Raw genomic sequence first — 16,165 nt, 5'->3', positions numbered from 1 at the left:
AAGGGGGACTTTGAGGTTGAGAAGTGTACCTCATATAATGCGGGTGCCACAGCATCGAAGCCTGTTATACAAAGCTGATGGACTATTCCCGATTCCCAATTCTAAATTCTTCATTCTAAATTCTTCATTCTAAATTCTTCATTCTAAATTCTTCATTCTAAATTCTTCATTCTAAAAAAATATTATGGTGATGCCAACAGATTTAACGGCAAATTCTACCCAGCCAAAAACCGATAAGTTGGGACTTTGGCAACAAATTAAAGAAGATTGGAAGGCCCATGGTTGTGATTGGACTAAGCCTGGATTTCGGGCTGTGGCGGTGCAGCGGTTTGGAGTCTGGAGAATGAACATCCAACCGAAGTTACTACGGGCTCCCTTTAGTATTCTCTACCGAGCATTATATCGTAAAGTTCGTAATACCTATGGGATTGAATTACCTTACACCGTAAAGCTTGGTCGTCGAGTAATTATTGAGCATCAAAGTGCGATTGTTATTCATGGGGATTGCACTATTGGTGATGATAGTATCCTACGTCAAGGAGTCACTTTAGGTAATCGTTATTTAGATCGTCCTTTCGATGCCCCCATCTTAGGAAAACGTGTCAATGTTGGTGCTGGTGCTAAGATTTTTGGCAAGGTTACTATCGGTAATGGGGCAAATATTGGTGCTAATGCTGTAGTTTTATCTGATGTACCTGCTGGGGCTACGGTAGTGGGAATTCCTGCTAAGGTTATTAAGGTGCGTTCTTTAGATGAGAACGGCTCTAGTTGAGATGTCAACAAATGAAGACTAACCACAAATGAACCGCCGCCGCATTCTCAAAGCTGGACAGCCTTACAGTTTTAGCCAATATTTTCACCTTCCCTTTACCCTAGAAGATATCTTGGCTGAATTTGACTGTACCCTTGTGCGATCGCATATCGATCTACCTCGTCAGCCCTTCACTGCGCCTATTGAACCCCTGCTGCACCAAATCGAGCGTAACCGCAAGCGCATCGAGCTGATCAACGAAACTGCCCGTCGCGAAGCCCTGATCGCACCAATTCTGTTTGAAGTAGTCGATCTAACTAATCACCGCATTTACATTGAATATTCCATCGCCGTTAGCGAACACCTGCGGGGAACCTTAGATTATTACATTGCCAACCATAACGTGATTGTGATCGAAGCCAAACAATCTGATCTGGTAAGGGGCTTCACTCAACTGGCGGTGGAGTTGGTTGCCCTTGATCAGTGGCTCCAGTCTGACCAGAGAATTTTGTACGGCATTGTTACCACCGGAGAAGACTGGCGTTTCGGTACTTTTAATCGCCAAGAACGTTCTATACAACAAGACCCCAAGCGCTACATCGTCCCAGAAGAGCTAACCGAGTTGCTGGAAATTTTAGTCGGGATTATGAATTGAAACGGTTAATTAATTATAGTGGTTTTTAATTAGGGAATCGGGAATCGGGAATCGGGAATCGGGAATCGGGAATCGGGAATCAGAGGGGAGTAGAGACTTAGATAATTTACAGAAATAAATACAGATGAAAAACCACTATAGTATCTTAATTCAATGGTCAGAGCAAGACCAAACCTACATTGCTAGTTTACCAGAATTTGGTCCTTATGCTCATACCCATGGCAGCAGCTACGAAGAGGCTCTCAAAAATGCTAAAGAAGTGTTAGAGCTTTTGGTAGAAGATTACCAAGCTAGAGGTCAAGAGTTACCTTTATTAAATTATTCAAAAATAACCGTTTAATTAAAGATTACAAAAACCGACTTTGCCACTGCTGATTTTTTCTTGATTATACAGCATCAGCGCAATTTCAAGTTTGAATTCATCCTCAGTCATTTGGCTTTACGGGACAGACTGTCCCAATACTTGCTACCGAATTCTAAATTCTTCATTCTTCATTCTTCATTCTTCATTCTTCATTCTTCATTCTAAACTGACTCCACCCACAACTGGATTGTCTCCAAGTCCCCAAATGGGATCATCTACACCATTGCTATTTTCTTGTAGCTGTTGATTGTTTTGCTGTAACTGTTTAATTTTTACAATTTCATGATGCAAGGCTAATACAACTAATTACTCAAGATTCTTTACTAGTCCTGTCTGAATTAGTTCTTCTGTAGTTTTCAGCAAATCTGTGGGTAAACTTAAAGTGATTTGATTGACGTTTTCCATGGATAGTATTGTTTGGATGAGAGTGTTGATTATTATTGATTGAGCTTACCTATAGTCTAGGTGAGTTAGCAAAACGAAACTTGCCCATGATTAAGCTAACATTAGCTTAGCGCAATTCTTCCCCATGGCACAGGCATCAACTGAATCCTAACACTGGTTCACTTCACACCCAGTAAGGCTAATCATAATTCCTCTATCCTTGATTAACTCTTCCCTACTCCCTACTCCCTACTCCCTACTCCCTACTCCCTTTTCCCTACTTCCACCATCGACTAACATCATCAACCGCTGCCACCGTTTCTCTTAGGGCTTCAATACCCCCAAACTTGATGATTAAAGGAGCTAATTGAGGAAGAGCTTTAATAAAATTGGGACGGGTTAGACTAGCTATCCCTCTTTTGTCAGTCTCCGGGACACCAATCTTCAGAAGTATTATCAGTCAATCAATACAAGCTATTCTATTAGAAAAAATTGGATACTGTATTTGTTGCTAGAAAAAAATCTGGTAATCCCTTGAACTACAAAAGTTCTAGAATTTAGAAAAGACAAAAGATTTCGGAGAGTGACAGAAGAGGGATAACGGGCAAGATGCCCATTCCACCCACCGGGTCAAACAGCTTTAATGAGATGCACCCTGACACTTTCGAGCTTTGTAGGCGGCGAGAGTCTGTTTTAAGCTGCCCAAATTGGTTCAATCGAGACCCTTGTGACGCTGGGTTCTTTCCACACGGGGCTCTAGCTGCTGAGATGTCAGCACAAGCAAGCCATAAGCCCTTTGACATGATCAGCGATCGCGAAATAAAAACTTTTGCTGATCTTCAGGTTAACCCGTTGGGCTGCTGGGAGGTAGCCTCAACAGTGACCAAACTAATATATAACTTACCTGAATATTTGTCAAGTACATTTTATACAAAAAAATATTAAATTCCCCTGAGATATAGCTTTTCCATTTGAGATGTAAACAGAGGATTGAGGAAACAAGGGAATCTAAAATAGACAACAAGCACTATTATAAAAGAAATACAAGGATTTTTTGGGGTTATTTTAAATCAGCCTTATAGTTCACGAGCTATTTGTAAATTTTATTTATTCGAATACAAAAAAAATACAAAGGCTAAGGTTAGCACACAATCTTGACAAGATGGTCTAGTATAAGAGTAAAATAATGGTTAACTAATTCCTGGAAAAATACGGCTAAGTGGCAAGAGAGCGAATAGCTCCACTTCCTGATAGGCTCAAGGGAGTTAGTGTAACGATAAGCCAGGTCAATTTCACATAGGGGTTAGACTCATTTAAGCTCAGGGCTTAATCTACGTCGAAAGCAGGGTAAGCGCAAGAAAAAATGGCTCATAATGTGCATTGGCTGGATATCGGTTGCTCGTGGCTCAAAACCCCTATCATCTCGTAGAACTGTACTCGCAATAGAGTTAAGTTATTGATAATTGTGCCGTCTTTTTATCAATGAGCCACAACTTATTGATTCTTGCGCTTACCCTGATGCCGAAAGGCCTATTAACTCTTAGCCCAAGGCCAAAAAATTTAATTAATTTATGAACCTGCTAGGTTTTTTGTGCTAATTCCTAATGAGCACAGATAACCGAGATTGTAGGTATCCATCGACAGGTCTTGGAATCAATTCCTTGGCCATGATTCCCATACCACTGTGGATTGCCACAGCTGCTAGTGGGAAAGTATTTATTCTTATTCTAATTATTACTAATGTCTCGACAAAAGCGCAAAAGGTCAAGGTGCAGCAGCGGTTGGAGGCTGCAAAGCTGGAAAGTTTGCTTGCCCGCGATCGCAATCATCATTTTGTTGTGTGCCGAGGTAGCAGTAGCCCAGAATCCACCTTCTGAGCTTACATCTCTCCAAAACCAGCTTAAATCTCTCCAAAACCAGGTTAAATTTCTCGAAATCGCCCTGGATACTATCTGGGTGATATTCACTGGTTGTTTAGTGTTCTTTATGAACGCGGGCTTTGGGATGTTGGAGGCTGGTCTTTGCCGCCAAAAGAACGCCGCCAACATTTTGACTAAAAACCTGATTGTGTTTGCCCTGTCTACAGCCGCTTACTGGGCAGTTGGCTTTGCTTTCATGTTTGGCAATGGGAACCCTTTTATAGGTTTGAGTGGCTTTTTCCTTAAAAGTAACGATGTCTTCGATTCACTAACACATATTGATATACCCCTCAACGCCAAGTTCTTTTTTCAACTGGTTTTTGCTGGAACTGCTGCCACTATTGTGTCTGGAGCAGTGGCTGAGCGGATCAAATTTTCCGCCTTTTGTCTGTTCAGCCTTCTCCTGGTGGCAATCATTTACCCAATGACGGGTCACTGGATTTGGGGAGGAGGCTGGCTAAAAGGGATAGGATTTGAGGACTTTGCTGGTTCAACCGTAGTTCACTCCGTAGGCGGTTGGTCTGCCTTAGTGGGTGTTTACCTTCTCGGACCACGCAAGGGTAAATATATAGATGGCGTGTCCTATGGGCTGTCCGGACACAATCTCAGCCTCGCGATTCTAGGTTGCTTGATTTTATGGCTAGGCTGGTTTGGTTTTAACCCGGGCTCAACGATGGAATTAGATCCCAAGGCAATTAGCCATATTGTCCTGACGACGAATACAGCAGCTTGTGCAGGGGGTATTGCCGCAGCTATAGCTACCTGGTTGAACCCATGGGATCTTAACAGTAAGCCTGACCCCACTATGATTATTAACGGAGTACTGTCGGGTTTGGTAGCCATTACCGCATCCTGTCGATTCGTTACCATTGATAGCGCTATCGCTATAGGTCTGCTGGCAGGAATAATTGTGGTCTTCTCAGTGGAATTTTGGGACAGGATGGAAATTGATGATCCAGTAGGTGCTATTTCTGTCCATCTTGTCGGTGGAGTCTGGGGAACCCTGGCTTTAGGCCTTTTCAGTGAAGGAAGTGAAGGAGCTGGTGCTTTGTATAGTGATGGTCCAGTAGCAGGACTATTCCGTGGTGGCGGGATAGATAGTATCCGGCAGCTTTCTATTCAACTACTTGGCATTGTTGCAGTAGGTCTGTCAACAGTTGTCCTGAGCTATCTTGCGTGGTTATTAGTTAAAAGCATACTTTCCTCAGATCTCAGAGTTTCACCAGAAGCAGAAAAGGAGGGTCTAGATTTGCACGAACACCGTATGAGCGCCTACAGTGGCTTTTTGTTTAAGGCAGATGTCAAGGAATCAGCGCTCAAGGATCCCCCAAGAAAGAATTAACAAACTAAAGAATTAACAAACTCAAGAGTTAGGAGAGTCATCATGACGATTATGGACGATGAGCTAAGAAAAATCGTTGAAGAAATGGAAGTTCCCAATATAGCCATAATTGGTAAGACTGGTACGGGTAAAAGTACTCTTATTAATAAGGTATTTGGGGTAGAAAAAGCCGAAACAGATGCGGGATGGCCTGTAACTCAATCATTCAAGCTTTATACTCCAGATCATAGTTCTGTCGATACACGGAAACCCATTAATTTATACGATTCAGCCGGTTATGAAGCGAATAAAGAACAAGAGTTCAAAGTAAATCTGTTTGATTTTATAGAGACCAAACAAGCCGAAGGATTAGAAGCTCAAATCCACTTGATTTGGTATGTTATCAATGCGGCCTCAAAAAGAGTTGAAGGCTTCGATGCGGATATCATTAACGAACTCAACGGATTAGCAATTCCTGTGATCATAGTTTTGTCTCAGTGCGATATTGTCAGTCCTGAAGACATTGATAAGCTTAAGGATGTGATCAGAAATTGTGAATTTAATAAGGCTTATGACATTCTCGAGGTAGCCGCTAAACCTTTAGAGAGGTACAATGGACCCATTTGTAAAGCTTTTGGACTGGAAGAATTGGTCAGTAAAACCGTTGAGTTATTACCGACTATATATTCAGATGCCATCGTTGCCAACCAAATAGTCAATATTGGATACAAGAAGAAGGTAGCCTGGAAATACATTGCTGCTGCTGCTACAACTTGCTTTGGAGCTGGGTTTTTTCCCGTCCCGCTTTTAGCGGTCATAGCCATGACTTCCTCTCAAGTTGGTCTTCTAAAGGTTATAGCAAAATTATATAAGTCCGATGATATTATCGAAATTATAGACCAAATTAGCGGTCAAACAATTGTGACAGCAATTAGTGTTCCAGCAACTGGGGCTTTAGAAATCTCAGCTACCTTTTTGGTCGGCTTGTTTCCTCCTGGTTTTCTGGCAACAGAGGCAGTAGCAGGAGCACTAGCTGCTACCTATGTAGTAATGATGGGGCTGACATATACGTCCGTTTTTGAGAAGTTTTATAAAAGGCGCTTGAATCGCCCGCAGAGCAAGCAGGAAATCAAGGAGTTTCTTGAACGAACATTTAGAGAAGAACTTCATAAATATCTAAGAATCAGAGTTAATTCTAAAGAAAGCCTTGATCATATAAGAGACGATTTTTTATCGGATCGCGATCAAGACGATCAAGATTAGTCTACCCACCATTAAGTCCCTGGCAATAATCGATATGTCAAAAAAAACACAAAATTATGATAGCATTGTTAGGGAGTTAGTAGATGCTCATGATGACATTATAGGTGCAGTTATTATCTCCGACGAAGGGCTACCATAAACTGATTATATAGGCGAATTATCTGAAGATGAAATTATCGAAATAGCAGAGGCAATAATCAATGTTGCTAGTATTAAACGACCCAACCGAATTTGGTTTGAATATCAAGATTTTGATCTAATTGTTGTTTTTAACGCTAAGGATTATTTATTGCTAGTTAAAGCTAAAAAAACTAATAGACTTGGGAGCCTTAGAAAGACTATTAAAAATACCTCAGAAAAGATTCAGTCTTTAGTTGACCCTAATCCAGCTTCTGGCAATGGTGATCAGCCCAGTGTTAGGCAAAATAATAATGAAAAAAGATACAGGAACAAACCGGAAAGTCCTGAATCTTAGTCAGTTGCTCCACTTCCAGGGCAAAGGCATCTCCCGATCAATCGTCTTGATTATGGGTATTCAACTGAACCCTTAATAACGGGGGGCATTTTGCCCTTGGCCTCAACTCAGATATTCCACCAAGTTTATTAATATTTACCTGTGTCTTGATGCAGTCGCAGGGAGATAGGGTTTGAGTTTTTTGTGATAACTGAGTAGTATCCAATTTGAATTTTCAAAAAACCTTAGCTATTCTATCATGTAAACCGATTTTTTATATATTCACTGTTCCCTGTTCCCAGATCCGCTGTTCCCTATTCCGTGGTATATCAAAATATAAGCCAATGAAAAATACTGTACAAATTCAACATAATTGAGTAGACAAATCCCTAAAACTTTTATTTGTAAATAAATGTAAAAAAAAAAATACCCCTTGCATTTTTTCGAGGAGTTATGTATACTATAGAAAGTGACGACCGATACTAATAGCCGCGCTGGTTACAACTGTTAACCACGACCAGCGCGGCTTTCCTCCCTCCTAAAAAGGAGTTACTTCCATGATGCAAAAAAAAATCACGATCATCAATCCTCGCTGGCTACATCTCAGTAAGCATTCAGCTTATGCACTACGGGCACGCTACGCGAACAGTTATCAGCTTATGGGCGATGGGCACGCTAGCTGACGGCTGACGGCACCTCAAGTAGCGTGAGCTTTTAGCTCACGGCTGACCGCTGACTGCTGACTGCTGACTGCTGAATAATTAAATTTTACGATAGTAAAAAAACAGGAATATATTTCGACGAATAAAAAAAGAAAAAGGCTAAGGTTAGCATACAACATTGACAATATCCTCTACTATAAGAGTAAGATAGAGCTTAACTGCTTCCTGGAACAACACTGTCAAGTGCCCAGGTAACAAATAGATTCAGTTACTCATAGAATCAAGGGAACTAGTGTAAGGATAAGCCAAGTCAATGGTCACTCATGACTTAGGCTGATTTAAGATTAGGGTGTTATCTACGCCAAAATTTTATCTACGCTAAAAGAGTTTTCACTAGTAGCCTAAGGCCAAAAAAAATTAATTAATTCAGGGGTCTACGCTGAAAGCTGAAAGCTGACGGCTGAAAGCTGACGGCTGAATGCTTACAAGTATTGATTTTTATTCTAAGCACTAAACCTTTGATTACTAATGTCTAAACAAAACCGTAAAAGGTCAAGGTGTACCACCGGTTGGAGGCTGCAAAGCTGGAAAGTTTGCTTGCCCTTAATCGCAATAATCATGGTGTTGTGTACCGAGGTAGCAGTAGCCCAGAATCTACCTTTTAAGACTACCCTTGCATCTCTTCAAATTGCCGTGGATACTATCTGGGTGATATTCACTGGTTGTTTAGTATTCTTCATGAACGCGGGCTTTGGGATGTTGGAGGTTGGTCTTTGCCGCCAAAAGAACGCCGCCAACATTTTGACTAAAAACCTGATTGTGTTTGCCCTGTCTACAGTCGCTTACTGGGCAGTTGGCTTTGCTGTCATGTTTGGTGATGGAAACCCTGTTTTAGGTTTCAATGGCTTGTTCCTTTCAGGATTAGATAATAGTCCAGCCATAGGAGAAGCCTACAACGGTGTCTTCTATTCACTAAAAGATATTGGTATACCCCTTAACGCCAAGTTCTTTTTTCAACTGGTTTTTGCTGGAACTGCTGCCACTATTGTGTCTGGAGCAGTGGCCGAGCGCATCAAATTTTCGGCGTTTTGTCTGTTCAGCGTTCTACTTGTGGGCATCATTTACCCAATCACGGGTCACTGGATTTGGGGAGGAGGCTGGCTAGGAGGAGGCTGGCTACAAGGGCTGAAATTTTGGGACTTTGCTGGTTCAACGGTAGTTCACTGCGTAGGCGGTGGCTCTGCCTTAGTAGGTGCTTACCTTCTCGGACCACGCAAGGGCAAATATATAGATTGCGTCTCCTATGGGCTGCCCGGACACAATCTCAGCCTGGCGATTCTAGGTTGCTCGATTTTATGGCTGGGCTGGTTTGGTTTTAATCCCGGCTCAAGCATTTTTAATCCCGGAACAACGAATTTAGATCCCAACTCCATTAGCCATATTGTCCTCACGACGAATATAGCAGCTTGTGCAGGGGGTATTGCCGCAGCTATAACTACCTGGTTTGACCCAAGGGATCCTGACAGTAAGCCTGACCCCACTATGATTATTAACGGAGTACTGTCGGGTTTAGTAGCTATTACTGCATCCTGTGCATTCGTTACGATTGGTAAAGCTATTGCTATAGGTCTGCTGGCAGGAATAATTGTGGTCTTTTCAGTGGACTTCTGGGACAGGATGAAAATTGATGATCCAGTAGGTGCTATTTCTGTCCATCTTGTCAGTGGAGTCTGGGGAACACTGGCTTTAGCTCTTTTCAGTGAAGGACCTGGTGATTTGTATAGTATTGGTAACGGTCCAGTAGCCGGACTATTCTGTGGTGGCGGGATAGATAGTATCCGGCAGCTTTTTATTCAACTACTCGGCATTGTTGCAGTAGGTCTGTCAACGGTTGTCATGAGCTGGCTGGCTTGGTTATTTGTTAAAAGCATACTTTCCTCAAGTCTGAGAGTTACAGAAAAAGCAGAAATTGAAGGTCTAGATTTCCACGAACACCGTATGACTGCCTACAGTGGCTTTTTGCTTAAGGCAGATGTCAAGCAATCATCGCTGAGAGATCAGCAAAGACATAATTAATATCATGTCCGGTTGAATACTTACACTTTGGCTAAAGTAAGGCAGAAGGCAGAAGGCAGAAGGCGCTTAGTATAAGTACTCAACCGGACATGATATTACCTGTTCCCTGTTCTAGAGTAGTTTAATCAAAAATAATCCCATGACCAGAATCAATATGATGTCAAAACAACCACAATATTACGATATAATTGTTAGGGATTTAGTAGCTGATAATGATGACATTGTAGGTGCAGTTATCCTCTATAAACAGTTACCTATTACTGAATATATAGGTGAATTAAATAAAACTGAAACTCTAAAAATAGCAGATCAAATAATCGAGTTTCACAAATCTATTAACCGCTTACCTAGTCTGGTAAACAACGAAAAAATATTGATGGAATCTAGAGATACTTTGCTGATTGTTGTTTTTTATCCTAATCAGTGTTTGTTGCTAGTTAAAGCTAAGCAAACTGATATCCTTGGCAGGATTATACATGCTATTGAAGAAACATCACAAAAGATTCAGTATTTACTTGACCCTAGAGCAGCTTATCGGAATGGTTATCAGTTCTTTGATCAGCCAAAGGATAATGAAATAATATACAGGAATAAACCCCTAAGTCCTGAATTTTAGGACGTTCCCAAATTTCAATACAACTGGGGCACAAAGAATTGCTCATACAGAGGTGGGCGCACATAATTATTGGGAGCCTTCTTGCGTGGGGGTAATTCTAGAGGTTCCGGTGTCATATCAACATAGGGAATCTTGCTGAGAATATGACTGATGCAATTAAGCCGAGCACGCTTTTTGTCATCAGCTTCCACCGTGAACCAGGGGGCTTCTGGAATATTGGTGTGAGCCAACATGTTGTCTTTTGCTTGAGAATATTCCACCCAGCGATCGCGAGATTCTAGATCCATCGGGCTGAGCTTCCAGCGACGAGCGGGATCGGTGGTGCGAGATTGGAAGCGTCGCTCTTGCTCCTCATCGCTTACTGAAAACCAATACTTCAGCAAAATTATGCCAGATCTGACCAACATCCGCTCAAATTCTGGGCAGGTTTGCATGAATTCCTGATACTGTGCATCGGTACAAAAACCCATCACATGCTCCACCCCAGCTCGATTGTACCAACTGCGGTCAAAACAGACAATTTCACCGGCTGCGGGCAGATGAGCTACATAGCGCTGGAAATACCATTGGGTCTTTTCCCGATCACTGGGTGTACCCAATGCCACAATTCGGCAGCCACGTGGATTTAGGGGTTCGGTAATCCGTTTAATAGTCCCTCCCTTACCCGCTGCATCACGTCCTTCAAACACAATCACAATCCGGGTCCCAGTATGCTTAGTCCAGTATTGCATTTTCACCAGTTCCAATTGCAGACGGGCAAGCTCCTTTTCATAAATTTTCCTGGGAAGTTTAGAGCTGCCTTCTGCCTCAGAAATGTGGTAGAACACTCTTCGTTCTGAATTGGGGAGATTGGCCTTCTTTTGTTTCTTGAGTTTTTTCTTATTTAATTTTTCCTTATTTAATTTTTTATTATCTTTCTTTTTACTATCTGCTGCTAGTAGATGCTTCTTTTTGCTCGCCCGTTGGGACTTATCCCCATTCATAGATTTAGTTTTCATTGCTATACAACCCTGTATTTGTATTGAGCTTGATGTAGGGTGGGCAGTGGATCAGGCAGATTCACCAAGCTAGCCATCGGTTTGCTAGGCACTGCCCACTTTAGGATTTGCCCTTTGCCTAAAACCAAGCATTAATTGAGCTAAGAGGGAATTCACCGATTTTCTAATCCTCTAACTCGTTGCTCTAAGGCATTCATTCTTTCCTCTAAATCTAATTTATCAGATTCCTGGGTGATGCTATATCCAATCAATTGTTCTAATATCCTTTCTTGTCGTTGTTGGTTCTCTTGAGACCTTAATTGTCTTTCTTGTAGTTCAAGTTGACCAGCTTGTAGTTCAAGTTGACCAGCTTGTAGTTCAGCTTGAACAGCTAGCATCTGTTCTAATATTGTCTCTTGTCGTTGTTGGTTCTCTTGAAACCTTAATTGTGTTTCTTGAAACCTTAATTGTGTTTCTTGTAGTTCACGTTGAACAGCTAGCATCTGTTCTAATGTTGCTTCAATTCGATCTAATCTGTTCGAGCCGTTGTTAGTCATTGTTAATTTATTAATTTAGTTGGGTTCTATTTAGAGCTATTGGCCAATGCCTCTAATTTATTATGACTCCAAGCTTTTAACTCCTGACTCCAACAGATGTAGGGTGGGCAGTGGATCAGACAAATTCACCAAGCTGGTCATAGGGTTGGTAGGCACTGCCCACCCTACGATTAATGTGCTGGATAAAGTTAATGCGTTCGCTAGCCAACGCCCTTCGGGCTAATCGCAACTCTAGATCGCCTTGGCAAAGTTAGCTGGATCTTGGTCACGTCGGTGACGGATGGGAATAGCAGAACCTTGACCATTTCCTACTAAAGAGGCAGTTTTTTCCAGAGACTCTCTGAGCCTCTTAGCAGCATAGATAGACATATCCCGAGGAACACTAATTCTGTCGCGCAAATATCTAAGAGCAGGATCTGAACCCAACGGTGGCATACAGGTTTCCCCGGTAATCATCTGTGTCAAGGCACAACGCAGGGCTGGATCAAACAGTGTCTCGTCGGCGGGGTTAACTCGAATGATATTAGTGCGGTGTTTAAGCACTCGTTGGAGAGCTTCAGTACGGGAAGTCTCCGGTTCTGGGTAAGTTACATCCGGTAGCCCTTCCCAAGGACCATTGTCCACCCGTGCCTGATTGATTAACGTCTGGGGTTTATCATTTTGCCAGCAGCCCCCCATCTGGGGAGGCAAATCATGGACATGGGTGTGGAAGTCGCTCTGTGTGCCACGATAGGTAGGTCGGGTTTCCATGGCTTCAAACCAAGCTGCCAATCGGGGATTTTCTTCCCTCATAGAATAGCCTTTGTAGTAATAAAGACTGGCATTCATGCGTTCGACATAAGGCATGAAAATCACATCAACAGTACCAAACTGATCCAGAAAGTAAGGACCCGGAGTGCGACTGAGGGCATTTTCCACCATCCCCACCACTTTAATAAATTGGTCTTGGTGATGTTGCTCTTCTTTAGATGAACGTGTAGGATAGCACAGCCAAGTACACCAAGCTCTAAACAGAAGTCTCTCCAACTGCCTTAGCTTTATGACAGCCGGGTCTTTCATGCTTTGCTCTAAGGGTTTAAAAACCCGCTCTAATCCGATTAAAATGTCATCACTTTCGGTGATAAAGTTACCATCTAGCTCTAGGGCTGGTAGCATTCCGGATGGCACTTTCTGCTTGTACCAACGTTCTTTCTTACCATAACAAAACATGGTAATTTTTTGGATACGATAAGGAATTTGTTTTTCTTCCAACCATAGCCAAATTTTCTGGCAGTAAGGGCACCAAGCGTGGTTATCCCGGTATAGGGTAACCCGAATATCAGATTCACTAAAACCAAATAGGCGCAAACAAGATTGAGCGTTAGTAGCTCCATTAACGGTATCTATTTTAAAATCCGTCAGAGCTTCTAGTTCTTGCCAGCTTAGGGGGGCGATACTCATGGGGGTGGGTTTAATTAAAGTTTGTTACAAAAGATACTATCGCATATTTTGTGTAAGCTATCAGCTATCAGTTATCAGTTATCAGCTATTGAATAAAATAAGCTGACGGCTGATCGCTGACAGCTGATAGCTGAGGATCAAGACAGTGATAAACCTGAGCTTGGTAACCATCCACGGATATTAAATTATTAACAGAATTCTCAGCAGAACAATTAGGTAACTCTTCAACTGTTGCGTTAAAATTCACCAACCATAAATCTAGGGTACTTGACAAATCAGCGACAGTTTGTTTAAGAGTGAGAGCAGCCGGACAATTGCTCTGCTGGCACTGAATTTGGTCTTGATGTGCCAATATAAATTGGGGATTAACTGAGGATAGTTTTTGATCAGCCTTCTGTTGGAATTCCCAAGCCAGCCCCATCATTTCACCAGTCTGTACCAAGGTGTTGTGAGTAGTAGCAATTAGTATCGGTACTGATGACTGTTGTTCAATTATGGGTACCAATAAATCTGGACGATAGTATTTTTGATAGCCTAGATTGCTGACTACGGTAATACTACTCAAAAACCCCATTATCAAAACTAGCGCTATGGTTTTTGGTCTACTAGGGCTACTATTGTCAGTGGAATTTGTGGTTGAGGCGCGAGGGTTACTCACGGCTAGGGCGGCTGCTACTAAGACAATCACAGCAGGGAAGTAAACGAAACTATACCGAGCACCACGGGTGAGGTCAGTACCAAGGCAGTAAGTAATACCAAAAAATAATGCGATCGCACTAATCAAGAAACTCCCTAAAACCCCTGTGACCAAACCAGTCTGAGGGTGATTTAGTTGTATTTTTAGATAGCGATAGAGAATCGGGAGCAACCAGATTAGAAACACTAACATCACCAAACCCGAAGCAATGACCACGATCAGGGAAGATGACTCTACCGGCAATAGCGATAACATGGTGATCCAAGCAGCGAAAGCTTGAAAAATTGGCTTGCTCCAAGCCCAACTCCCTTCAGTGCTACTGATAATCCATTCAGTCATCTGAGCATCGTAACTCGATAGCCACACCGGTAACCAAACTAATCCTCCCATAGCACTACCTACAGCAACTGCACCAATGCGCCGGATTGGATAGGGTCGAGAAGGAGAAAGTTTGGCTAATCCCCAAAGTCCTAACAAAACCATGGCCTCAGCACACAGGGTCAGGAGAAAAAAATAGTGGGTTGCTATACCTAAACAATTAACCACTACCCAAGACAGGGATATCCAAATCGGTAGAACAGTCTGGCGTTGAAGATGTTGTACAGCAATAACTAAGCAGCACAGGGATGCCATTACCCACAAAATAGCTAAGGTGTAATGACGGGCTTCCTGGGCTAGAAAGACACCGTAGGGAGACACAGCCATAATTGCTGCTGCTAGTTGAGCCACTAACCGGGAACGAAACCCTACCCAGCTCAGTCCATAGATTACTGGAATTGATACTATACCGAACAGGGCGGGAAGCGATCGCATCCCCCAAATTACTAAGTCGCTATGCTGTAACGATGTTCCATCGAACGCCTGTACACCGAAGGAAAATAGCCTCATCCACCAGTTCGCCAGGACAAAATATAGGGGAGGGTGGTGATCCTCAGTAAATAAATGATGAATAACTGCTGATGCTCCCGATTCTGGATTAAATGCCAGTGGTTGTAACAGGGTAGATAGGGAAATGGCTTGGTCTAGGGGTAAGGTTTGATAACTATTGCCCAAGCTGAACACGATTGTGGCAAATTCATCGGTCCAGGGGGACTTCAGGGTGAGGTTAGTGAAGCGTAAAACACTGCCAATAGTAATCCAAAATAATAGCAACAGGGGCTGAAACCAGAGACTTCTCAGGAAAGTTTTCAAAAATAGTAACCTCAATCAGCAAAGGAGCACACTTGCCAATGGAATTGAACAATGATACGACGCATTCCCCCACCTGGCCTATGGCCACGCTACGCGAACGGCTTGCCAGGTGGGGGTTAAGGAGTAATCAGTTATCTCTAGCCCAGCGCTCTATTAGTTCTCCAACGCTGATATTTGTTTCTTTGGCAGAAGCTCGCAATCTATTCCATGCCGTATCGGTCAGCATTATGGTGTGTTTTTTTTTAGTTCATCATAATAAACCGGGATTCCTCTCATCCTTTTTTGAGTTTTCTTTTGCCTTGTGCTTGACCTATCTAGAATAGCCGTATTTACTAAAAATAGAGTAGCAAAGAAACAGATGAAAACGCCAGCCAAAGTTATCCGCACCGATAAATGGAGTGCGGCTCGTTCCTAGGAAGAGCCTCCTGAAACAGGAGGGGTAAAACTAGGGGGATTCGCGGGGAAAACCCAGAAATCCTAACTATCTGTAGGATGGTGGTGAAAACCCACCCCTTGAGGAGAACAAGTGACTCCCTACCTTGGCCACACCGAACAAGCGGCAACTTGTAGAGTGAAGCTGGCACCAGGGCGGAATTAGAGGCGAAGCAGATTAACCACACTACCGCTAATGGGGAGGCGACAAGGGTAACAGTAGTGAAAGTCCTGAAAAAGTGTCTAAGTCGGAAGCCGCAATCTGTCAAATATGCGAGACTTTATCCTTTAATTCTCACAACGTTTTTCCATTGACAGTTGTAATCTCCGAGAAGAGGATAGGCAAAGTGGACTGCCCTAAATCGCCAAAACAATCCAACAGATGGAACGAGTAAAAACGACAGCA

15 protein-coding genes are annotated in these 16,165 nt (G+C 42.6%); 10 read left to right on the top strand and 5 right to left on the bottom strand.

Annotated elements, in window-relative coordinates:
* The first annotated feature begins 184 nt into the window (after positions 1–184).
* The 3 genes from F6K53_RS16170 (at position 185) to F6K53_RS16160 (ending at position 1,746) form a co-directional block, all read left to right on the top strand.
* Positions 185–772, top strand: a complete 588-nt coding sequence (locus F6K53_RS16170) for a serine acetyltransferase (protein ID WP_293067215.1) — start codon at positions 185–187, stop codon at positions 770–772.
* A 28-nt stretch (positions 773–800) separates the two neighbouring features.
* A complete protein-coding gene (locus tag F6K53_RS16165) occupies positions 801–1,406 on the top strand; it encodes a hypothetical protein (RefSeq protein WP_293067212.1) in 606 nt (201 codons plus the stop codon).
* Positions 1,407–1,530: 124 nt separating this feature from the next.
* Entirely contained in the window at positions 1,531–1,746 is a 216-nt protein-coding gene (locus F6K53_RS16160) for a type II toxin-antitoxin system HicB family antitoxin (protein ID WP_293017232.1), read from the top strand.
* Between the two features lie 180 nt (positions 1,747–1,926).
* On the opposite strand, the gene F6K53_RS16155 is transcribed toward F6K53_RS16160, so the two are convergent.
* A complete protein-coding gene (locus F6K53_RS16155; protein ID WP_293067209.1) occupies positions 1,927–2,061 on the bottom strand; it encodes a hypothetical protein in 135 nt (44 codons plus the stop codon).
* 1,697 nt (positions 2,062–3,758) lie between these two features.
* Between F6K53_RS16155 and F6K53_RS16150 the strand changes: the two genes are divergently transcribed.
* From F6K53_RS16150 to F6K53_RS16125, 6 genes are all read left to right on the top strand, one after another.
* Positions 3,759–4,031, top strand: coding sequence for a hypothetical protein (locus F6K53_RS16150; protein ID WP_293017235.1), 273 nt, complete (start codon positions 3,759–3,761; stop codon positions 4,029–4,031).
* Positions 3,988–5,415, top strand: a complete 1,428-nt coding sequence (locus F6K53_RS16145) for an ammonium transporter (protein ID WP_364302231.1) — start codon at positions 3,988–3,990, stop codon at positions 5,413–5,415. Before F6K53_RS16150 ends, F6K53_RS16145 begins: the two co-directional genes overlap by 44 nt.
* Before the next feature lie 42 nt (positions 5,416–5,457).
* Positions 5,458–6,657 (top strand): GTPase domain-containing protein, encoded by a 1,200-nt coding sequence (locus F6K53_RS16140; RefSeq protein ID WP_293067206.1) that lies wholly within the window; start codon positions 5,458–5,460, stop codon positions 6,655–6,657.
* A 1,011-nt stretch (positions 6,658–7,668) separates the two neighbouring features.
* Positions 7,669–7,794: a hypothetical protein gene (locus tag F6K53_RS16135; protein WP_293017238.1), complete on the top strand. Its 126-nt coding sequence runs from the start codon at positions 7,669–7,671 to the stop codon at positions 7,792–7,794.
* A 507-nt stretch (positions 7,795–8,301) separates the two neighbouring features.
* Positions 8,302–9,849 (top strand): ammonium transporter, encoded by a 1,548-nt coding sequence (locus tag F6K53_RS16130; RefSeq protein ID WP_293067201.1) that lies wholly within the window; start codon positions 8,302–8,304, stop codon positions 9,847–9,849.
* Between the two features lie 139 nt (positions 9,850–9,988).
* On the top strand, positions 9,989–10,465 hold the full coding sequence (locus tag F6K53_RS16125; RefSeq protein WP_293067198.1) for a hypothetical protein: 477 nt from the start codon (positions 9,989–9,991) through the stop codon (positions 10,463–10,465).
* Between the two features lie 14 nt (positions 10,466–10,479).
* On the opposite strand, the gene ppk2 is transcribed toward F6K53_RS16125, so the two are convergent.
* The 4 genes from ppk2 to F6K53_RS16105 form a co-directional block, all read right to left on the bottom strand.
* Complete coding sequence (ppk2, locus tag F6K53_RS16120; protein WP_293067195.1) at positions 10,480–11,463, bottom strand: polyphosphate kinase 2; 984 nt, start codon at positions 11,461–11,463, stop codon at positions 10,480–10,482.
* Positions 11,464–11,615: 152 nt separating this feature from the next.
* Positions 11,616–11,999 (bottom strand): hypothetical protein, encoded by a 384-nt coding sequence (locus tag F6K53_RS16115; protein WP_293067192.1) that lies wholly within the window; start codon positions 11,997–11,999, stop codon positions 11,616–11,618.
* Positions 12,000–12,230: 231 nt separating this feature from the next.
* Positions 12,231–13,439: a glutathione S-transferase family protein gene (locus F6K53_RS16110; protein WP_293067189.1), complete on the bottom strand. Its 1,209-nt coding sequence runs from the start codon at positions 13,437–13,439 to the stop codon at positions 12,231–12,233.
* Between the two features lie 85 nt (positions 13,440–13,524).
* On the bottom strand, positions 13,525–15,327 hold the full coding sequence (locus F6K53_RS16105; RefSeq protein WP_293067186.1) for a phospholipid carrier-dependent glycosyltransferase: 1,803 nt from the start codon (positions 15,325–15,327) through the stop codon (positions 13,525–13,527).
* 38 nt (positions 15,328–15,365) lie between these two features.
* On the opposite strand from F6K53_RS16105, the gene F6K53_RS16100 reads away from it, so the two are divergent.
* Positions 15,366–15,650 carry a hypothetical protein gene (locus tag F6K53_RS16100; RefSeq protein WP_293017245.1) on the top strand — a complete coding sequence of 95 codons (285 nt, stop codon included), beginning with the start codon at positions 15,366–15,368 and terminating at the stop codon, positions 15,648–15,650.
* Positions 15,651–16,165: the final 515 nt, after the last annotated feature.

The organism is Moorena sp. SIO4A1 (genome assembly GCF_010672065.1).
Lineage (GTDB): Bacteria > Cyanobacteriota > Cyanobacteriia > Cyanobacteriales > Coleofasciculaceae > Moorena.
This window is presented reverse-complemented; position numbering and strand designations above follow the sequence as displayed.